11 protein-coding genes are annotated in these 18677 nt (G+C 67.3%); 10 read left to right on the plus strand and 1 reads right to left on the minus strand.

All coding sequences use genetic code 11. The features are described 5' to 3' along the window. The first annotated feature begins 95 nt into the window (after positions 1 to 95). Both ACW17Z_RS18065 and ACW17Z_RS18070 read left to right on the plus strand, forming a co-directional pair. A complete protein-coding gene (locus ACW17Z_RS18065) occupies positions 96 to 1910 on the plus strand; it encodes an alpha-amylase family glycosyl hydrolase (RefSeq protein WP_492057017.1) in 1815 nt (604 codons plus the stop codon). After that, positions 1886 to 3529, plus strand: a complete 1644-nt coding sequence (locus tag ACW17Z_RS18070; RefSeq protein ID WP_492058555.1) for an alpha-amylase family glycosyl hydrolase — start codon at positions 1886 to 1888, stop codon at positions 3527 to 3529. The genes ACW17Z_RS18065 and ACW17Z_RS18070 overlap by 25 nt, the downstream gene beginning before the upstream one ends. A gap of 169 nt (positions 3530 to 3698) precedes the next feature. Here the strand turns inward: ACW17Z_RS18070 and ACW17Z_RS18075 are convergent, their stop codons facing one another. Then, positions 3699 to 4712, minus strand: coding sequence for a LacI family DNA-binding transcriptional regulator (locus ACW17Z_RS18075; RefSeq protein ID WP_419321039.1), 1014 nt, complete (start codon positions 4710 to 4712; stop codon positions 3699 to 3701). A gap of 113 nt (positions 4713 to 4825) precedes the next feature. Between ACW17Z_RS18075 and ACW17Z_RS18080 the strand changes: the two genes are divergently transcribed. From ACW17Z_RS18080 to ACW17Z_RS18115, 8 genes are all read left to right on the plus strand, one after another. After that, positions 4826 to 6868 carry a glycoside hydrolase family 97 protein gene (locus ACW17Z_RS18080; protein WP_492057018.1) on the plus strand — a complete coding sequence of 681 codons (2043 nt, stop codon included), beginning with the start codon at positions 4826 to 4828 and terminating at the stop codon, positions 6866 to 6868. 464 nt (positions 6869 to 7332) lie between these two features. Further along, the gene (locus ACW17Z_RS18085) at positions 7333 to 8856 is read left to right on the plus strand and encodes an MFS transporter (RefSeq protein WP_492057019.1); all 1524 of its coding nucleotides are present in this window, start codon (positions 7333 to 7335) and stop codon (positions 8854 to 8856) included. 28 nt (positions 8857 to 8884) lie between these two features. Beyond that, positions 8885 to 11236 carry a glucan 1,4-alpha-glucosidase gene (locus ACW17Z_RS18090; protein ID WP_492057020.1) on the plus strand — a complete coding sequence of 784 codons (2352 nt, stop codon included), beginning with the start codon at positions 8885 to 8887 and terminating at the stop codon, positions 11234 to 11236. 228 nt (positions 11237 to 11464) lie between these two features. Further along, positions 11465 to 13795: a methyl-accepting chemotaxis protein gene (locus ACW17Z_RS18095; RefSeq protein ID WP_492057021.1), complete on the plus strand. Its 2331-nt coding sequence runs from the start codon at positions 11465 to 11467 to the stop codon at positions 13793 to 13795. A 1296-nt stretch (positions 13796 to 15091) separates the two neighbouring features. Beyond that, on the plus strand, positions 15092 to 15601 hold the full coding sequence (locus tag ACW17Z_RS18100; RefSeq protein WP_492057022.1) for a GAF domain-containing protein: 510 nt from the start codon (positions 15092 to 15094) through the stop codon (positions 15599 to 15601). A 66-nt stretch (positions 15602 to 15667) separates the two neighbouring features. Continuing rightward, complete coding sequence (locus tag ACW17Z_RS18105; RefSeq protein WP_492057023.1) at positions 15668 to 16822, plus strand: GNAT family N-acetyltransferase; 1155 nt, start codon at positions 15668 to 15670, stop codon at positions 16820 to 16822. Beyond that, positions 16822 to 17742 (plus strand): glycosyltransferase, encoded by a 921-nt coding sequence (locus ACW17Z_RS18110; protein WP_492057024.1) that lies wholly within the window; start codon positions 16822 to 16824, stop codon positions 17740 to 17742. The genes ACW17Z_RS18105 and ACW17Z_RS18110 overlap by 1 nt, the downstream gene beginning before the upstream one ends. Beyond that, complete coding sequence (locus ACW17Z_RS18115) at positions 17658 to 18662, plus strand: hypothetical protein (protein WP_492058556.1); 1005 nt, start codon at positions 17658 to 17660, stop codon at positions 18660 to 18662. The genes ACW17Z_RS18110 and ACW17Z_RS18115 overlap by 85 nt, the downstream gene beginning before the upstream one ends. The last annotated feature ends 15 nt before the right edge of the window (positions 18663 to 18677 follow it).

Raw genomic sequence — 18677 nt, forward strand, 5'->3', positions numbered from 1 at the left:
GCGATTGACAGTCAGGCGAGGCGGCTGCAAATTTATGCAAATTATTGCAGTGGTCAGGGCCAATAACGGCTCGGCCGCGCGGTTAGGGGGAAACGATGTCGGCCTGGGGGTCCTGGCGACAACGGCTGGCGGCCATGGCGGCCGGCATGGCGATGACAGGGGGCGCCGGCGTGGCCGGCGCCGCGCCCGAGTCTGCCGCCTATCTGCAGCGTAAGGCCTCCGATGAGGTGATCTATTTTGTCCTGCCCGACCGGTTCGCCAATGGCGATGCGGTCAATGATCGTGGCGGTCTGACCGGCAGTCCGCTGGTTACCGGCTTTGATCCGGCGCGGGCGGACTTCTATCATGGCGGCGACCTGCAGGGCCTGACCCAGCGCCTCGACTACATCCAGGGCCTGGGCGCGACGGCCGTGTGGCTGGCGCCGATCTTCCGCAACAAGCCGGTGCAGGGATCGCCAGGCCGCGAATCGGCGGCTCACCACGGTTACTGGATTACCGACTTCACCGACGTGGACCCGCATTTTGGTACGCGGGCGCAGTTCAAGGCCTTTGTCGACGCCGCCCATGCGCGCGGGATGAAGGTCTATATGGACATCATCGCCAACCACACCGCCGACGTGATCCAGTACCGCGAGTGCCCGGCCAATGACTGCGGCTATCGCGGCAAGGCCGACTATCCCTACGCCCGGCGCGGCGGGGTGGCGGGCGCAGCCATCAATGAGGGCTTCGACGGTCGCGATTTTACCAGGCTGACCCGGCCCGACTACGCCTACAGCCCCTATGTCCCGGCCGGCGAGGCGACCGTCAAGACGCCCGCCTGGCTGAACGACCTGACCTATTATCATAATCGCGGCGACAGCACCTTTGCCGGCGAGAGCTCGCTGGACGGCGACTTCGCCGGGCTGGATGACCTGTTCACCGAGAACCCGCGCGTTGTGCAGGGTTTCATCGACATCTATGGCCAGTGGATCGACGACTTCGGCATCGACGGCTACCGGATCGACACCGCGCGCCATGTGGCTCCCGCGTTCTGGCGGGCCTTCATCCCGGCCATGCGGGCGCGGGCCAAGACCAGGGGCATCGAGAACTTTCATATCTTCGGAGAGGTGTTTGACAGCGATGTCGCCACCCTGGCCCGCCACACCCGGGTCGACGGCTTCCCGGCGGTGCTGGATTTTGCCTTCCAGTCCGCGGTCACCGAGATCGTCGCGCGCAAGGCCGGCACGGATCGGCTGGCCCGGGTGTTCGCCAGCGACGCGGTCTATGAGGGCGGCGAGGCGACCGCGCTGCAACTGCCCACCTTCCTGGGCAACCACGACATGGGCCGCTTTGGCCACTTCGTGCTGCAGGCCAATCCGGGAATTTCCGACGTCGAGCTGATGGACCGCGTGACCCTGGGCCACGCCCTGATGATGTTCTCGCGCGGTGTGCCGACAATCTACTATGGCGATGAGCAGGGCTTCACGGGCGACGGCGGCTATGCGGACTCCCGTGAGGACATGTTCGCCAGCCAGGTGGCCAGCTACAACGACAACCGGCGGGTCGGGAACACGGCCAAGGCGGCGGCAGACAGCTACCGCACCGACGGGCCGCTCTATCGCCGCATCGCCGACATGGCCAGGATTCGCAGCGGTCATGCCGTCCTGCGCTCGGGTCGTCAGGTGTTGCGCGCCCAGAGCGACAAACCCGGTATCCTGGCCTTCTCGCGGCTTGGCGAGCAGGGCGAATATCTTGTTGTCTACAATACAGGCTCCACGCCGATCGCCGCCCAGGTCGAGGTCGAAGCGACCTCGCGTGTCTGGCGATCGGTGCGGGGCGCCTGCGCCGGGGCCGCTAGCGCGCCCGGCAGCTATCGGGTCGAGGTCGGCCCGCTGGACTACATGATCTGCGTTTCCGAGGGGCTACAGTGACGGTCAAGGTTCTTTCACGTCCGGCTGTGGAGCCCGCCATGGACGCCGAATGGTGGCGCGGCGCGGTCATCTATCAGGTCTATCCGCGCAGCTTCGCCGACTCGAACGGCGACGGCGTCGGCGACCTGCCGGGCATCACGGCGCGCCTGGAGCACATCGCCTCGCTGGGCGTCGACGCCATCTGGCTGTCGCCGTTCTTCAAGTCGCCGATGAAGGACTTCGGCTACGACGTTTCAGACTATCTGGACGTGGACCCGATCTTCGGCACCCTGGCCGATTTCGACCGACTGATCGAAAAGGCCCATGGCCTGGGCCTGAAGGTCATCATCGACCAGGTGTTCTCGCACACCTCCGATGAGCATGCCTGGTTCGAGGCCAGTCGCCAGGACCGCACCAATCCGTATGCTGACTGGTATGTCTGGGCCGACGCCAAGCCCGACGGCTCGCCGCCCAGCAACTGGCAGTCGGTGTTCGGCGGCCCGGCCTGGACCTGGGACGCCCGGCGCGGCCAGTACTACATGCACAACTTCCTGGCCTCGCAGCCGCAGCTGAACGTTCATGCGCCGGCGGTGCAGGACGCCCTGCTGGCCAGCGCCAAGTTCTGGATCGACCGTGGCGTTGAAGGCTTCCGCTTCGACGCCATCAATTTCTCGATGCACGATCCGGACCTGACCGACAATCCGCCCCTGCCGCCCGGCGGCAAGCGCACCCGGCCGTTCGACTTCCAGGACAAGATCCACAACCAGAGCCACGCCGACATCCCGGCGTTCCTCAGCCGCCTGCGGGCCCTGACCGACGCCCACGGCGGCCGGTTCTCGGTGGCGGAGGTGGGCGGCGACCACGCCGATCGCGAGATGAAGCTGTTCACGGCCGGCGAGGATCGTCTCAACAGCGCCTATGGCTTCCTGTATCTCTATGCCGACCGCCTGACCGCCGAGATGGTGCGCAAAGGCGCGGCGATGTGGATGGGCGGGGACGGCGAGGGCTGGCCCTCCTGGACCTTCTCCAATCACGACGCGCCCCGCGCGGTGTCGCGCTGGGCCGAGGGCCGCGACCGCAAGACCTTCGCGGAAATGGCGCTGCTGCTGCTGGTGGCGCTGCGCGGCAATGTGTTTGTCTATCAGGGCGAGGAACTGGGCCTGCCCCAGGCCCACGTGCCGTTCGAGCGTCTGCAGGATCCCGAAGCCATCACCAACTGGCCCCAGACCCTGGGTCGCGACGGCGCCCGCACGCCGATGCCGTGGGTTTCGACCGCGCCCAATGCCGGATTCTCGGCCGTCGAGCCATGGCTGCCCGTCGATCCGGTCCATCTGCCGCTGGCCGTCGACGCGCAGGAAGCCGATCCCGCCTCGACCCTGCATGTGGCCCGCCGACTGATCACCCTGCGCCGCGCCCATCAGGCGTTGCGGGCGGGCAGGGTGAGCTTCGTCGAGACCAATACCCCTCTGCTGATCTTCGAGCGCGGGGAGGGGAGCGACGCGCTGCTCTGCGTGTTCAATCTGGGCCATGAGCCCGTCGCCTGGTCGCTGCCGGGCGGCTGGGCTGTGGTCGAGAGCGTCAATCTGACCGAGGACGGCGTTGTGCCGGCTTGCGGCGGGCTGATGGCGCGGAAAATCTAGGTGTCGGTTGAGTGTCCCTCAAAATCCGCTCTCCCCGGCGAAGGCCGGGGCCCAGATTCAGCTTGAGCATTTGGTGATGACCCGCCTTCCGCCTCAGCTCAAATCGACGACATCTGCGGGTTCGATCTGGGCCCCGGCCTTCGCCGGGGAGAGCGGAGAATTTGAAGAGTCACCCCCCGCAGCTTTCCCGGATGATCAGATCCGTGGGCACCCGCTCGGAACGGCTGGCCTTTTCGCCGCTGGCGTCCAGCAGCTTGGAGACCATCAGGCGGCCGGCCTTGGCCGTGTCCTGGGCGATGGTGCTGAGCGCGGGGCTGCTGTAGCGGGCGAAGGGCACGTTGTCGAAACCCACCACCGAGACATCGCCGGGCACCGACAGGCCGGCATGTTTCAGGGCGCGGATGGCGCCCAGGGCGATCAGGTCGGAGGCCGCGACCACGCCGTCGAACGCCACGCCGCGATGGATCAGGGAGTCGATGGCCGCCTCGGCGGACTCGACCTCGAAGTGGGCGGGCACGATCAAGTCGGGATCGATCTTCAGCTTCTGGTGCTCCAGCGCGTCCAGATAGCCGCGATGGCGCTGCATGGCTTCCGGGGCCTCGGTGTCGCCCAGGAAGACGATGCGCTTGCGGCCCAGCCGCGCCAGGTGGAGCGTCGCCCGGCGGCCGCCCATCGGGTTGTCGGAGCCGACCGAGCAATAGTTCTGGTCGGGCAGCTGCGCGCCCCAGACCACGAAACGGCCCTCGGTCTCGGCCAGGCGGTTGAAGGCCGCATGCAGCGAGCTCTGGCCCAGGAAGATCACGCCTTCGGCCCGGCTGGTGGTCATGGCCACCGACAGGTCCTCGAAATTGGCCGGCGCGATGTGGCTGAGCAGCACATCGCAGCCGCGCTCGCTGGCCGCCTCGCCGACACCGGCCAGCAGCTCCAGGAAGAACGGGTCGGACATGCCGCTGTCGCGGCCCTGCGGACGGGGCACGACGATGGCGATCGTCGCCTCGGCGCCGATCGGGCCGGCGGGCATGTAGCGGCGGAACGGATAGTCCATCTCGCGCGCCAGCTTCCAGATCGCCTGCTTGGTGCGCTTGTTGACGGCGGGACTGTCGTTCAGCGCCCGCGAGGCGGTCGAGATCGAGACCCCGGCCATCTTGGCCAGGTCTTCCAGACGGGTGACACCCTTGCTCATGCGGGGTTCTCGCCGACTGCAAAATTTGCCGCAAAAGTTTTCATAAGCCTGTTTAGGCGTCGGCAGGGAAGCTTGGCAAGTCCAGGCGCCGTCGACTTTCGTGGAGTTTCCGCATGCTGTTTCGCCTAGCCCTGGCGGCTTTCCTGCTGGTCGCCGCGCCATCCCTGGCGGCGACCTCGGCCCGGATCGCTTCGCCGGACAATGTGCTATCGGTCGAGGTGACCACCGACGGCGACGGTCGGCCCAGCTATGCGGTTTCGCGTCTGGGAAAGCCGGTGATCGCCCCGTCGCGCCTGGGCTTCATCCTGGTCGACGCGCCCAAGCTGGAACGCAATCTGGTGCTGGCCGGCGAGGCGACCAGAAGCTTTGACCAGACCTGGGAGCAGCCCTGGGGCGAGCGGCGGTTCGTGCGCAATCACTATAACGAGCTGCGCGTCACCCTGGCCGAGAAGAACGGCCTGCAGCGCCGCTTTGACGTCGTGTTCCGCGTCTATGACGACGGCGTCGGCTTCCGCTACGAGTTTCCGGACCAGACCAACCTCAAGACGGTGAAGATCGGCGAGGAGCTGACCGAGTTCAGCCTGGCCGAGCCGGCGACGGTCTGGTGGATCCCCGCCTTCGAATGGAACCGCGAGGAATATCTCTACAATCGCACCCGCGCCGAAGAGGTGGGCGACGCCCAGACGCCGATGACGGTGCGCACCGACAACGGCCTGCACATCGCCTTTCACGAGGCGGCGCTGGTCGACTATTCCGGCATGAACCTGACGCGGGTCGAGGGGCGGCGCTTCAAGGCCAACCTGACGCCGGGCATCGGCGGCGCCAAGGTGGAGCGCACCGCGCCGTTCCCGACCCCCTGGCGGACGATGCAGATCGCCGACACCGCCGGCGGTCTGGTGACCTCCAACCTGATCCTGAACCTCAACGAGCCCAACAGGCTGGGCGACGTCTCGTGGATCAAGCCGATGAAATATGTCGGCGTCTGGTGGGAGATGCATCTGGACAAGAAGACCTGGGCGTCCGGTCCCAAGCACGGCGCGACCACGGAAAACGCCATCAAGCACATTGATTTTGCGGCCAAACACGGCCTGGGCGGCGTGCTGGTCGAGGGCTGGAATGTCGGCTGGGATGGCGACTGGTTCGGCAATGGCCAGGACTTCAGCTTCACCCAGCCCTATCCCGATTTCGACATCAAGCGCGTCACCGACCATGCCCGCGAAAAGGGCGTGGTGCTGATCGGCCACCACGAGACCTCGGCCAATGCGGCGCACTATGAGAGCCAGATGGAGGCCGGGTTCGACCTCTACAAAAAACTGGGCGTCACGGCGGTGAAGACCGGCTACGTCGCCGATGCGGGTCAGGCCAAGGTGATGGGCCTGGACGGCAAGGTTCATTTCGCCTGGCACGAGGGCCAGGACATGGCGCGTCACCACCTGAAGGTCGTCACCGAGGCCGCCGAACGCCAGATCGCCATCAACGCCCACGAGCCGATCAAGGACACCGGCCTGCGCCGCACCTATCCCAACTGGATCTCGCGCGAGGGCGCGCGGGGCATGGAGTTCAGCGCCTGGGGCCAGCCGGGCAATCCGCCCGAGCACGAGGCCAACCTGATCTTCACCCGCATGCTGGCCGGGCCCATGGACTATACGCCCGGCATCTTCGGCATGAAGACCAAGGCCCCCGACGGCGTGGCCACCACCTGGGCCAAGCAGCTGGCGCTGTATGTCACGATCTACAGCCCCATCCAGATGGCGGCCGACCTGCTGGAGAACTACGAGGCCAACCCGGGGCCGTTCAAGTTCATCGAGGACGTGCCCACCGACTGGTCCGAAACCCTGGTGCTGAACGGCGAGATCGGTGACTTCGTCACCATCGCCCGCAAGGACCGCAAGAGCGACGACTGGTATCTGGGCGCGATCAGCGACGAGGAGGGCCGGGTGCTGACCGCGCCGCTGGGCTTCCTGGAGCCGGGCCGCCGCTATAAGGCCCAGATCTATCGCGACGGCGAAAAGGCCGACTGGAAGACTGCGCCGCAGGATATGGTCATCGAGGAGCGCGAGGTCACCAGCACCGACGTCCTGACCCTGCGCCTCGCGCCCGGCGGTGGCCAGGCGATCCGGTTCATGGCGGCCAGCAAGGGCAAGCCGCGGCAATAGGAGCAGGGCGCGGCGCTGCCGGCTTCGAAACACCTCGTCACCCCGGGACTTGTTCCCGGGGCCCATGGTTCAGCTTCATCGTGAGAGCGTTTTCAGGCTCCGCCCATGCGGCTGACGAATGGGTCCCGGGAACAAGTCTCGGGATGACGACCGTTTGAGAGCGCCTCGTTGGGGTGCGTTCTTGAATCAACGTCTCCGCATCCGGTCCGCGCCGGAAGCGGCTCTGCAAATTCTTGCAAAATTCGTGCAAACCTAGAGGCGCTTCAGGGCGCCTGAGCGCGCGAGATCCTGGTAGGCCTAGCCGTGTCAGACGTGAAGAGCCCTGGAATTGCCGCTGGAATCCCTTGAGATAAGGGAAATCCGGATTGCACGGCGCTACCCGACGTGCGCAAATGCCAGTCGCGAGATGTTATGAAAAAACTTGCGCATCATCGGCACGAATCGATGGGCGGGCGGGGAAGCGAATGACCAAGGCCAAGCTGAGTTTCTTCCAGATCTGGAACATGTGCTTTGGATTCTTCGGGATCCAGATCGGCTTTGGCCTGCAGAACGCCAATACCAGCCGCATCTTCCAGACCCTGGGCGTCGATGTGAACGACCTGGCGATCCTGTGGATCGCCGCGCCGGCCACCGGCCTGCTGGTCCAGCCGATCATCGGTTATTTCAGCGACAAGACCTGGGGCCGGCTGGGGCGCCGGCGACCCTATTTCTTCTGGGGCGCCATCCTGACGACGGCCGCGCTCTTCGTCATGCCCAACTCGCCGACACTGTGGATCGCGGCCTCGGCGCTGTGGATCATGGACGCCTCGATCAACATCACCATGGAGCCGTTCCGGGCCTTCGTCGGCGACAACCTGCCCGAAGAGCAGCGCTCGACCGGCTACGCGATGCAGAGCTTCTTCATCGGCCTGGGTGCGGTGCTGGCCTCGGCCCTGCCGTGGATGCTGACCAACTGGTTTAACGTCGCCAACACCGCGCCGGCCGGCCAGATCCCCGACGCGGTGCGGATCGCCTTCTATGCCGGCGGTGCGGGCCTGCTGCTGGCGGTGATGTGGACGGTGTTCACGACCAAGGAATACAGCCCCGAGCAACTGGCCGCCTTCGAGCGGGCTGACCGCGCTGACCGGCTGCAGGACGCCGCCGCCGAGCTCAAGCGCTCGGATCCGTCGATCAACGCCTATGGACTGCTGGGTTTCGGTGGCCTGCTGGGCGGCCTGGCCCTGGCGGCGCTGGTCTGGTCCCTGCGACTGGAAAAGGAACTCTACGTCCTGGCGGGCCTGCTGGCCGCGTTCGGCGTTGCGGGCGTGGTCGGCGCGCGCCTCAAGCGGATGGGGCGGACCGAAAACGGCTTCTCCGAAGTGCTGGAGGACACCTTTCTGATGCCCACCACCATGCGCCAGCTGGCCGTGGTGCAGTTCTTCTCGTGGTTTGGCCTGTTCGCCATGTGGATCTACACCACGCCCGCCGTGTCGGCCTGGCACTTCCACGCCGTCGACGCGACCTCCAAGGCCTATAATGAAGGCGCTGACTGGGTTGGTGTGCTGTTCGCCGTCTATAACGGCGTCGCCGCCCTGGCGGCCCTGTTGATCCCGACCATGGTTCGGCTGACCAATCGCCGCGTCAGCCATGCCGTCTGCCTGACCCTTGGCGCGGCGGGCCTGCTGTCGATCCCGCTGATCAGGGAGCCTGGCCTGCTGTGGATCTCGATGGTCGGCGTCGGCTTTGCCTGGAGCTCGATCCTGTCGGCGCCCTATTCGATCCTGGCCGGAGCCCTGCCGGCCCGGAAGATGGGCGTCTATATGGGCATCTTCAATTTCTTCATCGTCATCCCGCAGCTGCTGGCCGCCACCGTGCTTGGCCTGCTGCTCAAGACCTTCTTCGGCGGCCAGGCGATCTTCGCCCTGGTGCTGGGGGCGGCGTCCTTCGCCATCGCCGCGATCGCCGTGTTTGCCGTCACCGACCCCGATGAGGCGCCCGCGCGCGCCTAGCCGTCCCTCCCTTCACGAGGCTCTCCCCATGCGTATGTTCAAGACCCTGGCCCTGACCACGACCGCCGCCTTGGCTCTGGCGGGCGTCGCGTCCGCCCAGACCGCCCCCGGCGCCCCCGGCGCGCCCTCGACCTGGGCCTATGCGGCCAAGACCGGCGTGGGCGCCTCGTACGAGGCCTATGTCGACGGCGCCTACAAGGACGGCGGCCCGACCGGAACGGTGTCCAAGGTCTGGTTCTCGATCGCCGACGGCGTGCTGACCGAGACCATGTACGGCCTGATCCACGAGGCCCAGATCAAGCAGCTGCGCTTTGCCGTGCAGACCTCGACCGGCCTCGCCGTCGAGGGGACCGACACCGTCGCCAAGACGGAGTATCTGCACGTCGACGCCCAGGGCCGCCCGCTGTCGCCGGCCTACAAGGTCACCACCACCGACAAGCAAGGCCGCTTTGTCATCGAGAAGCGGATCTTCACCGACCCGGACCGCCAGAGCCTGGTCCTGCGCGTGACGGTCAAGGCGCTGAAAGGTCCCGTGACGCCCTATCTGCTGCTCGAGCCGCACATGGCCAATACCGGCGCCAACGACGCGGGCGCCGCCAGCACGGCGACCCTGACGGCTAATGAAGGCGACAAGTTCCTGACCCTGAAGGGCTCAAAGCCCTTCGTCGCCGCCAGCGCGGGCTTCATCGGCGCTTCGGACGGCCTGACCGATCTGAAGGACGGCAAGCTCGACAAGCTCTATGCCAGCACCGGCCCCGAGCGCGGCGCGATCATGCTGACCGGTCAGCTTCCGTCCACGGACAATGAAGTCAGCATCGACTACGCCATCGGCTTTGGCCCGACCGCCGTCGCCAGCGCCGCCGCCGCCGACGGTTCGCTGAAGACCGGCTACGCCAAGGTTCTGGCCGGCTACATCAGCGGCTGGGAAGGCTGGCTGGCCTCGCTGGCCGAACTGCCCCGCCTGCGCGAAGCGGCCATGGACGGCGGCAAGCTGGTCCAGGCCAGCGCCCTGATGCTGAAGGTGCAGGAAGACCGCACCTATGCCGGCGCCTTGATCGCCTCGCTGTCCAATCCGTGGGGCGACACGGTGGACGCCTCCAAGCCCTCGACCGGCTACAAGGCCGTCTGGCCGCGCGACTTCTACCAGTGCGCCATGGCCCTGGCCGCCCTGGGCGACATCCAGACCCCGCTGGCCGCCTTCCACTACCTGCCGACGGTTCAGGTCGGGCCCAAGACCAAGGGCAATACCGGCGCCGGCGGCTGGTTCCTGCAGAAGTCGGAAGTCGACGGCACGCCCGAGTGGGTCGGCGTCCAGCTGGACCAGACCGCCATGCCGATCATGCTGGGCTGGAAGCTGTGGAAGCAGGGCTGGCTGCCCGAGGCCGAGCTGAAGGCCTATTACGCCAGCATGATCAAGCCGGCCGCCGACTTCCTGGTCGATGGCGGCAAGGTCGGGCTGGGCTGGAACAGCGCCACCATCATCCCGCCGTTCACCCAGCAGGAGCGCTGGGAAGAGCAGGGCGGCTATTCGCCCTCGACCACGGCCGCCGTGATCGCGGGCCTGGTCACCGCCGGCGAGATCGCGGATCTGGCGGGCGACGCGGCCTCGGCCGCCCGCTATCGGGCCACGGCCGACGACTATTCGGCCAAGGTCGACAGCCGCATGGTCACGACCAAGGGCTCGCTGGGCGACGGCACCTACTTCCTGCGCCTCAACAGCGACCAGGACCCCGACAACAAGAGCCCGGTCGAGGAGCGCAATGGCCAGAAGCCGGTCGCCGAGGACCGGATGCTGGACGCCGGCTTCCTGGAGCTGGTCCGCTACGGCGTGCGCCCGGCCGACGATGCGGCCATCGTCGCCAGCCTGCCTGAGCTGGATGACGAGTCGATGGAGGATCTCTATCGCGTCCGCTACAGCTTCGCCTTCCCGGGCGTGCAGGGGACCTTCCCCGGCTGGCGCCGCTACGGCGTCGACGGCTATGGCGAGGACACCAAGACCGGGGCCAATTACGGCGCGGGCGACCAGATGCGGCCGGGCCAGCGCGGCCGGGTCTGGCCGATCTTCACCGGCGAGCGCGGCCACTACGAGATCGCCCGCATCACCCTGCGCGGCAAGCCGGCGCCGGGGGCGCTGGAGCCCGTGCGCCAGACCTATGTCAGGGCGATGGAACTGTTCGCCAATGACGGCCTGCTGATCCCCGAACAGGTCTGGGACGGCGTCGGCGCCGACACCGCCCATCCTTACGTGCGGGGCGAGGGCACAGACTCGGCCACGCCGCTGGCCTGGTCGCACGCCGAATACATCAAGCTGCTGCGCTCTGTGGCCGATGGCGTGGTCTGGGACAGCTACCAGCCGGTCAAGGCGCGCTACGCGCGCTAGCCATTTTCGACCCTCCCGCCTTGGGGCGGTGGTCCGTAGGGCCAGAGGGGCTGGCTCCGCCAAGGCCGAGCCAGCCCCTGCAGTCGCGGTGCGACAGCGCCGCCAGAGATGGAGCGCCTCCCCGTTTTGAGCCGCCCTAAACGTCGCGCCTGCTCGTGGTTAATGCCGGATTTACGAATCAGGGCCGATGCTCGGGGAGCCTCGACGTTTCCCCGGAGTGTCCCGTTCATGCCCGCGTTCCGTCGTTTAACGATCGCCTGGAAGCTGATCCTGGTCGCGGGCCTGGCCATTGGCCTGCTCCTGATCGCCGCCGCCTGGGCGGTCTCGTCACACACCAGCTCCATCGTTTCGGGCCTGACCAATCAGTATGCCGGCGCGGTGGCTGACGAGGCCATCGAGCAGGTCCGCAGCGACATCAACTCGGCCGCCGCGGCCGCCAACGCCATGACCGGTTCGATCGCCTCGGCCCATGAAGCCGGCCTGACTGAGCGCGACAAGTTCATCGCCCTGGTCAAGCCCAACGCCCTGGCGACCGAAAGCGTCATGGGCGCCTGGTTCATGGCCGAGCCCAATGCGCTGGACGGCAACGACGCCGCGCTCATCGACAATGCGGCCCTGGCCTCCAACAAGGACGGCCGCTTCTCGGTCTATTGGGTCAACCAGAACGGCGCGCCGGGTCTGGAACTTGAGTCAGACGGCTCTGATTTCGCCGAGGACTATTATACCGGCGTGGCGCAGTCCGGGAAGCCGACGCTGACTGAGCCGTATTTCGAGACCATCGCCGGCGGACAGGTCGCCATGTCGTCCGTCGCCCTGCCGGTGATGTCGGGCGGCAAGCTGATCGGCGTCGCCGGTCTGGACATGTCGCTGGACAACCTTTCCAAGGCGTTGGGCGCCCTGCACCCGCTCGAGAGTGGGCGCGTCATGCTGGTCTCCTCGGACGGACAGTGGGTGGCGCACCCCGACGCTGACCTTCGCATGAAAGCCTATGGCGACGCCGGCGCTGATGCCGTGCGCGCCGTGCTGGGCGGCGGGAAAGCGGTCGAAATCAAGGGGATCAAGGCCGGAGACGTCGCGATGATCCGCGTCGTCCATCCGATCGCCATGCCGGCCCTCAATACCACCTGGGCCCTGATCATGGACGTGCCGGTGACCGCCATCACGGGCCCGGCCGACAGGCTGGCCCGCATCCTGTTCATCGGCGGCGCGCTGATCACTCTGGCCGTGCTGGCGGCCCTGTTCTTCGCCAGTGTGACCCTGGTGCGCGGGCCCCTGGCGGGGCTGACGCGTTCGGTCGACAGCCTCAGCGCCGGCCAGTACGATCGGCCGGTCTCGGGCATTGCCGGCGGCGACGAGATCGGCGCCATCGCCCGGGCCCTGGACGGTTTCCGCCACGACCTCGCAGACGGCCAGCGCCGCCGCTCCGAACAGGAGGCCGAACGCGCGGTCGCCGAGGCCGAGCGCCAGCGCCACGGGATCGAAGCGCAGGCTCGCGCCGAAGCTCAGGCCACGGCTGTTTCGGCCCTGGGCGAAGGCATGGAAAAGCTGGCGGACGGTGACCTGATCTGGCGGATGCGCGAGGACAGTTTCACCGCCGACGCCCGCAAGATGCCGCGCGACTTCAACGCCGCCGTTGAAAGCCTTCAGTCGACCATGGCCGGTATCCTGACCGCCGCCCGCAGCATCCGCGCCGGCTGCGCCGAGATCAGCAAGGCCTCCGACGACCTGGCGCAGCGCACCGAACGCGGCGCCGCCGGTCTGGAACAGACGGCCGCCGCGCTCGACACGATCACCTCGACCGTCAGGCGCAGCTCCGAAGGCGCCGACCGCGCCCGTCAGGTGACCCAGAGCGCCAAGATCAATGCCGAGCGCAGCGGGGCGGTGGTCAAGGAAGCCGTCGAGGCCATGGGCGGCATCGAAAAGTCCTCCAACGAGATCACCAACATCATCGGTGTGATCGACGAGATCGCCTTCCAGACCAATCTTCTGGCCCTGAACGCCGGGGTCGAGGCCGCCCGGGCCGGCGAGGCCGGTCGCGGCTTCGCCGTCGTCGCCCAGGAAGTCCGGGCCCTGGCCCAGCGCTCGGCCGACGCCGCCAAGCAGATCAAGACCCTGATCCGCACCTCGACCGAGCAGGTCGGGCGCGGCGTGCGTCTGGTCGGCGAGACGGGCGAGACCCTTGACCAGATCCTGGTCCAGGTGGCCGAGATCAATGATCTGGTCGGCGAGATTGCCGCCTCGTCCAAAGAGCAGGCCATGGGCCTGGCCGAGGTCAATCAGGCGGTCAACCAGATGGACCAGGTCACCCAGCAGAACGCCGCCATGGTCGAACAGTCCACCGCCGCCAGCCATGCCCTGGCCAGCGAAGCGGCCGAACTGGAGCGCCTGGTCGGCCGGTTCCAGGTCGGCGCCGAGGTTCGTGAGCTGCGGACCCCGGTTGCGGCCCCGCGCACGGCCGTCGCCCCGTCCCGCGAGAGCTTCCGCCAGCGCTATGTGCAGGGGGCCAACGCCCTGAAGGTCGAGCCGTCAACGCGGCCGGGCGATTGGGAAGAGTTCTAGGGGCCGCGCGCTGGGGCTGCTGGTGGCGCCGGGAGCGGACCTCCTGAAGGTCCGCTGAGGGGTGTGAGCGGCCCTAAGATCCTCCGGCCCTCTGGGGGAGGTGGCCCAGAGGGCCGGAGGGGGCAGCGCGGCGCTGGCCCAGATAGAGCTCCACTCAACTCAAGCCAGTGCTGCCCCCTCAGTCGCTCCGCGACAGCTCCCCCAGAGGGGGAGCATCTGACGTCCGCAATGGGTCGAAAGCGGCACCTGCCTTCCCTCCCGAAAGCGGACACCCCGCGTCCTGCTCATCCTTAAATCTCCTGGATGCTGAAGCGTGCCGGTCTGTCCAGGTTGGTCAAGGACCGGTCTTCGACCGGCCGCTCCGCGGCGGCGCGGAGCGCCGTCCTTGAGCAACCTGGACAGACCGGCGATCGTCTCGCCGTGAGATTTAAGGATGGCTCCCTTCGGCGCGAAGGGGGGCGGGGCGCCTCTCCAATAAATCACCGTCATTCCCGCCCTTGTGGCGGGAACCCCTCTGTCCGCCGCAGGTGCGGGGGGGGGGCGAAGTGCGCGCGCACTTCGCTGGCGCTTCACGTGCGGGCTGAAACAGGGGTTCCCGCCACAAGGGCGGGAATGACGGGAGGTATGGGGATACGCCGCGCGGTATACCCGTTCTTTCCAAAGCCGAGCTCAACGAAATCAACCGCTTGTAAAATAGTTGATCGCGCCAATCCTCGGAGCTCAAACCTCCCGCATAATCATGGCTATCCCCGTCGCAAGGGGAGGGCGCCTGGTACCGGCCCAAAGCGGCGATGGGGATGGAGCTGAGCGGGGCCGCGACGCCCTGGAAGGCGGGTCGAGGTGTGCGGGCTGTCTCAGAAGGACGGACCAAACGCTGAGTGGCTCGTCGGCCGGGTGAACGCGGGTCGAAGAGGGCGAGGGATCGTAAACCCGCCTATCGCGCATCGTCGGCGTCGAGACGGTTAGCCGATCACACGTGTGACAGCCGAAGGCGTCTGTCACACGCAACTGGAATTTGACCTCTTGGCTTTGCCAAGAGGTCGGGGATGCGCGCCCGTACGGGGGCTCTTGGGTATCAGAGCTGAAAGACGCTCGCTTGGCCCGATCCTCACGCAAGAACAGCTTCTGCGAAGCGGACAGGTCGAGCCGAAACGCAAAACACACATCACGGTCATCCGGGTTCGTCCCGGCCGCTTCGCGCCTCCCCGACTAGCTCAGTGGCTGATGCCGCGTGAGGCCGAGAGCCCGTGTCCGTCACCCCCTCGCAATCACCCCCGAACGCGCTATATCCCCGCCATGGCTGAAGCTTTCAACGACAAGACCCTCGCCCCCGGCTTCCTGAACAAGGACAAGAGCGCCCGCTACGCCGAAGTGGCCGCCGAGATCGCCTCGGTGCTGGACGGCGAACCCAATGTCACGGCCCGCATGGCGACCGTGGCCTCGATGCTGGCCAACAGCTTCGACCACTATTTCTGGACCGGCTTCTATGTCGTGGATCCTGTGAAGGAGCGCGAGCTGGTGGTCGGGCCGTATCAGGGCACGCTGGGCTGCCTGCGCATCGCCTTTGGCCGGGGCGTCTGTGGCGCGGCGGCGGAAACGGGACAGACCCAGCTGGTGGCCGATGTCCATGCCTTCCCCGGTCACATCGCCTGCGACAGCCGCTCGGAAAGCGAGATCGTGGTGCCGGTATTCGACAAGGCCGGCCGGCTGATCGCGGTGTTCGACGTCGATTCCGACAAGCCCGCCGCCTTCGACGCGATAGACCAGCAGGGGCTGGAGACCATCCTCAAAACCACCTTCGGGTAACTGGCGTAAGGGTTGCAGCCTGTTCTCCATCATTCCCTAACCGCTTCGGTTTAGGACAGGTGGAACATGCTGAACGTCGAAACCCTGCACCCGAGCCATCTGGCGCCCGCCGACATCGCCCTGTGGCGCGACATGGCTGCGGCCGAGCCGGCGTTCGCCAATCCCCTGCTGGGTCCCGATTTCACCTTGGCCGTGGGCCGGGTGCGAGACGACGCGCGCGTCGCGGTGATCCAGAGGGACGGGGAAACGCTTGGCTTCCTGCCACACCATCGCCGGCCGGGCCGCCTGGCGCGGGCGATCGGCTCGCCACTGTCGGACTATCACGGCATCGTCTCGCGTCCCGATCCGGGCTTCACGGCCGAGGAGGTGCTGCGCGCCGCCGATCTGGGCGTGTTTCGCTATACCGGCCTGATCGATCCGTTCGGCCTGTTTGGCCAGCCTGCGCAGGGCGTTGAAGCCCAGTCCGGTTTCGTGATCGCGCCCGAAGGCTCGGCGGAGGATCACCTGGAGGTCGTCCGCGCCGCCAGCCCCAAGAAGATCAAGAACTACCGCCGGCTGGACCACAAGCTGGACCGTGAAGTCGGCGCGGTGCGTCTGGTCGCGGCCGATGCGTCGCGTCAGGCTTTCGACCAGCTGCTGGCCTGGAAGCGCGAGCAGCTGCAGCGCACCGGCATGCACGACTTCCTGCGTCCGGCCTGGACCAGCGGCCTGCTGACCGACCTGTTCCAGCGCCAGACCGGCGACTTCCAGGGCCTGATGATCAACCTCTATGCCGGCGACGAACTGGTGGCGGGGCATTTCGGCGTGCGTCTGGGCAGCGTCTATCACCCGTGGATCGCCTCGACCAATCCGGCCTTCGGCGCCTGGTCGCCGGGCCAGATCTTCTTCCTGCGGGCCATCGCCGCCATGCCGGAACTGGGCCTGAGCCGCTATGACCTGGGTCCCGGCCATGACCACTACAAGCGCGCCTACGCCTTCACCCAGACCCCGGTCCAGAGCGGCGCCGTGATGGCCGCCAGCGTGGCCGGCCTGATGGCCAGCTCGGTCGAAAGCGCCTGGAACCTGGCCGGCGCGGGCGGCAATGGCATGGTGGCGCGGCTGCGTCGCCGGATGGACGTGATCAACAGTGTCGAGCTGACCATGGGCGGACAGGTGCGCGGCCTGGTCGACGCCGTCGCCAGCCAGTCACGTCGTCGCGTCGGCGCTCACGAGGCCGGCTGATGGTCCACGTGACGGTGATGATCCCGACCCAGAGGCGGCTCGGCGGTCTGGCCGTCGCGGTGCGCTCTGTGTTGGCCCAGCAGGCGGTGGATTTCGCCGCGCTGGAAATCATCGTCGTCGATAACGATCAGGTCCCCTCGGCTCAGGCCACGATCGAGGCCCTGGCAGCAGGCGCGGCCTGCCCGCTGCACTATGTTCACGAGCCCCGCGCCGGGGTGGCCAACGCCCGCAACGCCGGCATGGCCAAGGCCTCCGGCGCCCTGATCGCCTTTCTGGACGATGACGAGGAAGCGCCCGAGGGCTGGCTCGCCGCCTTGCTGGCCGCCCAGGTTCGCTATGACGCCGATGTCGTGTTCGGACCGGTCCGGGCCCGGGCCCCAGACAGCGTCGCCGAGCATCGCGACTATCTGGAGCGCTTCTTCTCGCGCCTGGGTCCCGCCCAGGCCGGCGTCATCGACCACTATTACGGCTGCGGTGATAGCCTGCTGCGCCGCGCCGCCTTGCCCGATCCCGTCTCGCCGTTCGCGGCCGAGCGCAACCAGATCGGCGGCGAGGACGACATGCTGTTTGGCCAGATGCAGGCCGCCGGCGCGACCTTTGCGTGGGAGCCGGCCGCCTGGGTCTGGGAAGATCCCGTGCCCGACCGCCTGACCCTGGACTACACGCTGGCCCGCGCCTTCGCCTATGGCCAGGGTCCCTCGGCCCATTGCGCCGCGTCCAGCCCGCCAGATCCCTTGGGCGTGGCCCGCTGGATGGCGATCGGGGTGGGGCAGGCGGCCGTGTTCGGCGCGGTGGCCGGCGTCAAGTGGCTGACCCGTTCCAGTGACCGGGCCGACTGGCTCGACAAGGCCGCGCGCGGCCTGGGCAAGGCCCTGTGGTGGGGCCCCTTCAAGATCCAATTCTACGGGAGGACCGCGTGAGCATCATCCGCGACTGGACGCCCGAGAAGGCCAGGGCCTTCGGCGGCGAGAACCTGGCTTTCGAGCACGGCCTGCACGAACGCCCGATGTTCGACGACGAGGGCCTGGCGCGACTGCTGGACCTGTATCCCCGCGATCAGCTGGGCGTCTTCACCATGGGCGAGGACCCCAAGGCCTGGACCACCTGGCGCCGGGGCGCGGCCAGCGGTCTCTCGGGCGACCAGCTGCTGGAGGCGGCCAAGAGCGGCCGCATCTGGCTGAACCTGCGCCACACCAACGACCACGTGCCGGAATATGCCGCCCTGGGCGACGAGATCTTCGCCGAGAAGGAGGCTCAGGTTCCCGGCCTGCGCACCTTCAAGCGCGATCTGGGCATGCTGATCAGCTCGGCCAACGCCCAGGTGTTCTACCATCTGGATGTGCCGCTGGTGTCGCTGTGGCAGCTGCGCGGCCAGAAGAAGGTCTGGGTCTATCCGGTCGCCGATCCGTATGTCGGCGAGCTGGATCTGGAAAAGATCGTGCTGAAGGAAACCGCCGAGCAGTTCGCCTTCGATCCCGACTGGGACAAGGGCGCGGCGGTCTATGACCTGACCCCGGGCAAGATGGTCACCTGGCGGCAGAACGCGCCGCACCGGATCGAGAACGGTCCGATGCTGAACGTCTCGCTGTCGATCGAATTCATGACCCCGCCGGCCCTGATGCGGGCCAATGTCATCTACGCCAACGGGGTGCTGCGCCGCCGGCTGGGGGCAAGGCCCCGCATCCAGAGCGGCTTTGGCCCGACGGCGCTGGGCAAGCTGGCCGTGGCGCGGGGCGCCAAGGCCCTGAACCTGCAGACGCCGCATGTGCGCCACCTGCCGATCACTTTCGGCCTGGATGCGAGCAAGCCCGGCGTTCTGGTCGAGGGCCAGCGCGCCTAGCGCTTGCCCCGGCCC

The organism is Caulobacter sp. GSs2, assembly GCF_058680895.1.

Coding starts and splice junctions, on each gene's coding strand:
- ACW17Z_RS18080 (WP_492057018.1), top strand. CDS start 4,826: ATGCTGTTTCGCCTAGCCCTGGCGGCTTTCCTGCTGGTCGCCGCGCCA.
- ACW17Z_RS18085 (WP_492057019.1), top strand. CDS start 7,333: ATGACCAAGGCCAAGCTGAGTTTCTTCCAGATCTGGAACATGTGCTTT.
- ACW17Z_RS18065 (WP_492057017.1), top strand. CDS start 96: ATGTCGGCCTGGGGGTCCTGGCGACAACGGCTGGCGGCCATGGCGGCC.
- ACW17Z_RS18095 (WP_492057021.1), top strand. CDS start 11,465: ATGCCCGCGTTCCGTCGTTTAACGATCGCCTGGAAGCTGATCCTGGTC.
- ACW17Z_RS18110 (WP_492057024.1), top strand. CDS start 16,822: ATGGTCCACGTGACGGTGATGATCCCGACCCAGAGGCGGCTCGGCGGT.
- ACW17Z_RS18100 (WP_492057022.1), top strand. CDS start 15,092: ATGGCTGAAGCTTTCAACGACAAGACCCTCGCCCCCGGCTTCCTGAAC.
- ACW17Z_RS18075 (WP_419321039.1), bottom strand. CDS start 4,712: ATGAGCAAGGGTGTCACCCGTCTGGAAGACCTGGCCAAGATGGCCGGG.
- ACW17Z_RS18105 (WP_492057023.1), top strand. CDS start 15,668: ATGCTGAACGTCGAAACCCTGCACCCGAGCCATCTGGCGCCCGCCGAC.
- ACW17Z_RS18090 (WP_492057020.1), top strand. CDS start 8,885: ATGCGTATGTTCAAGACCCTGGCCCTGACCACGACCGCCGCCTTGGCT.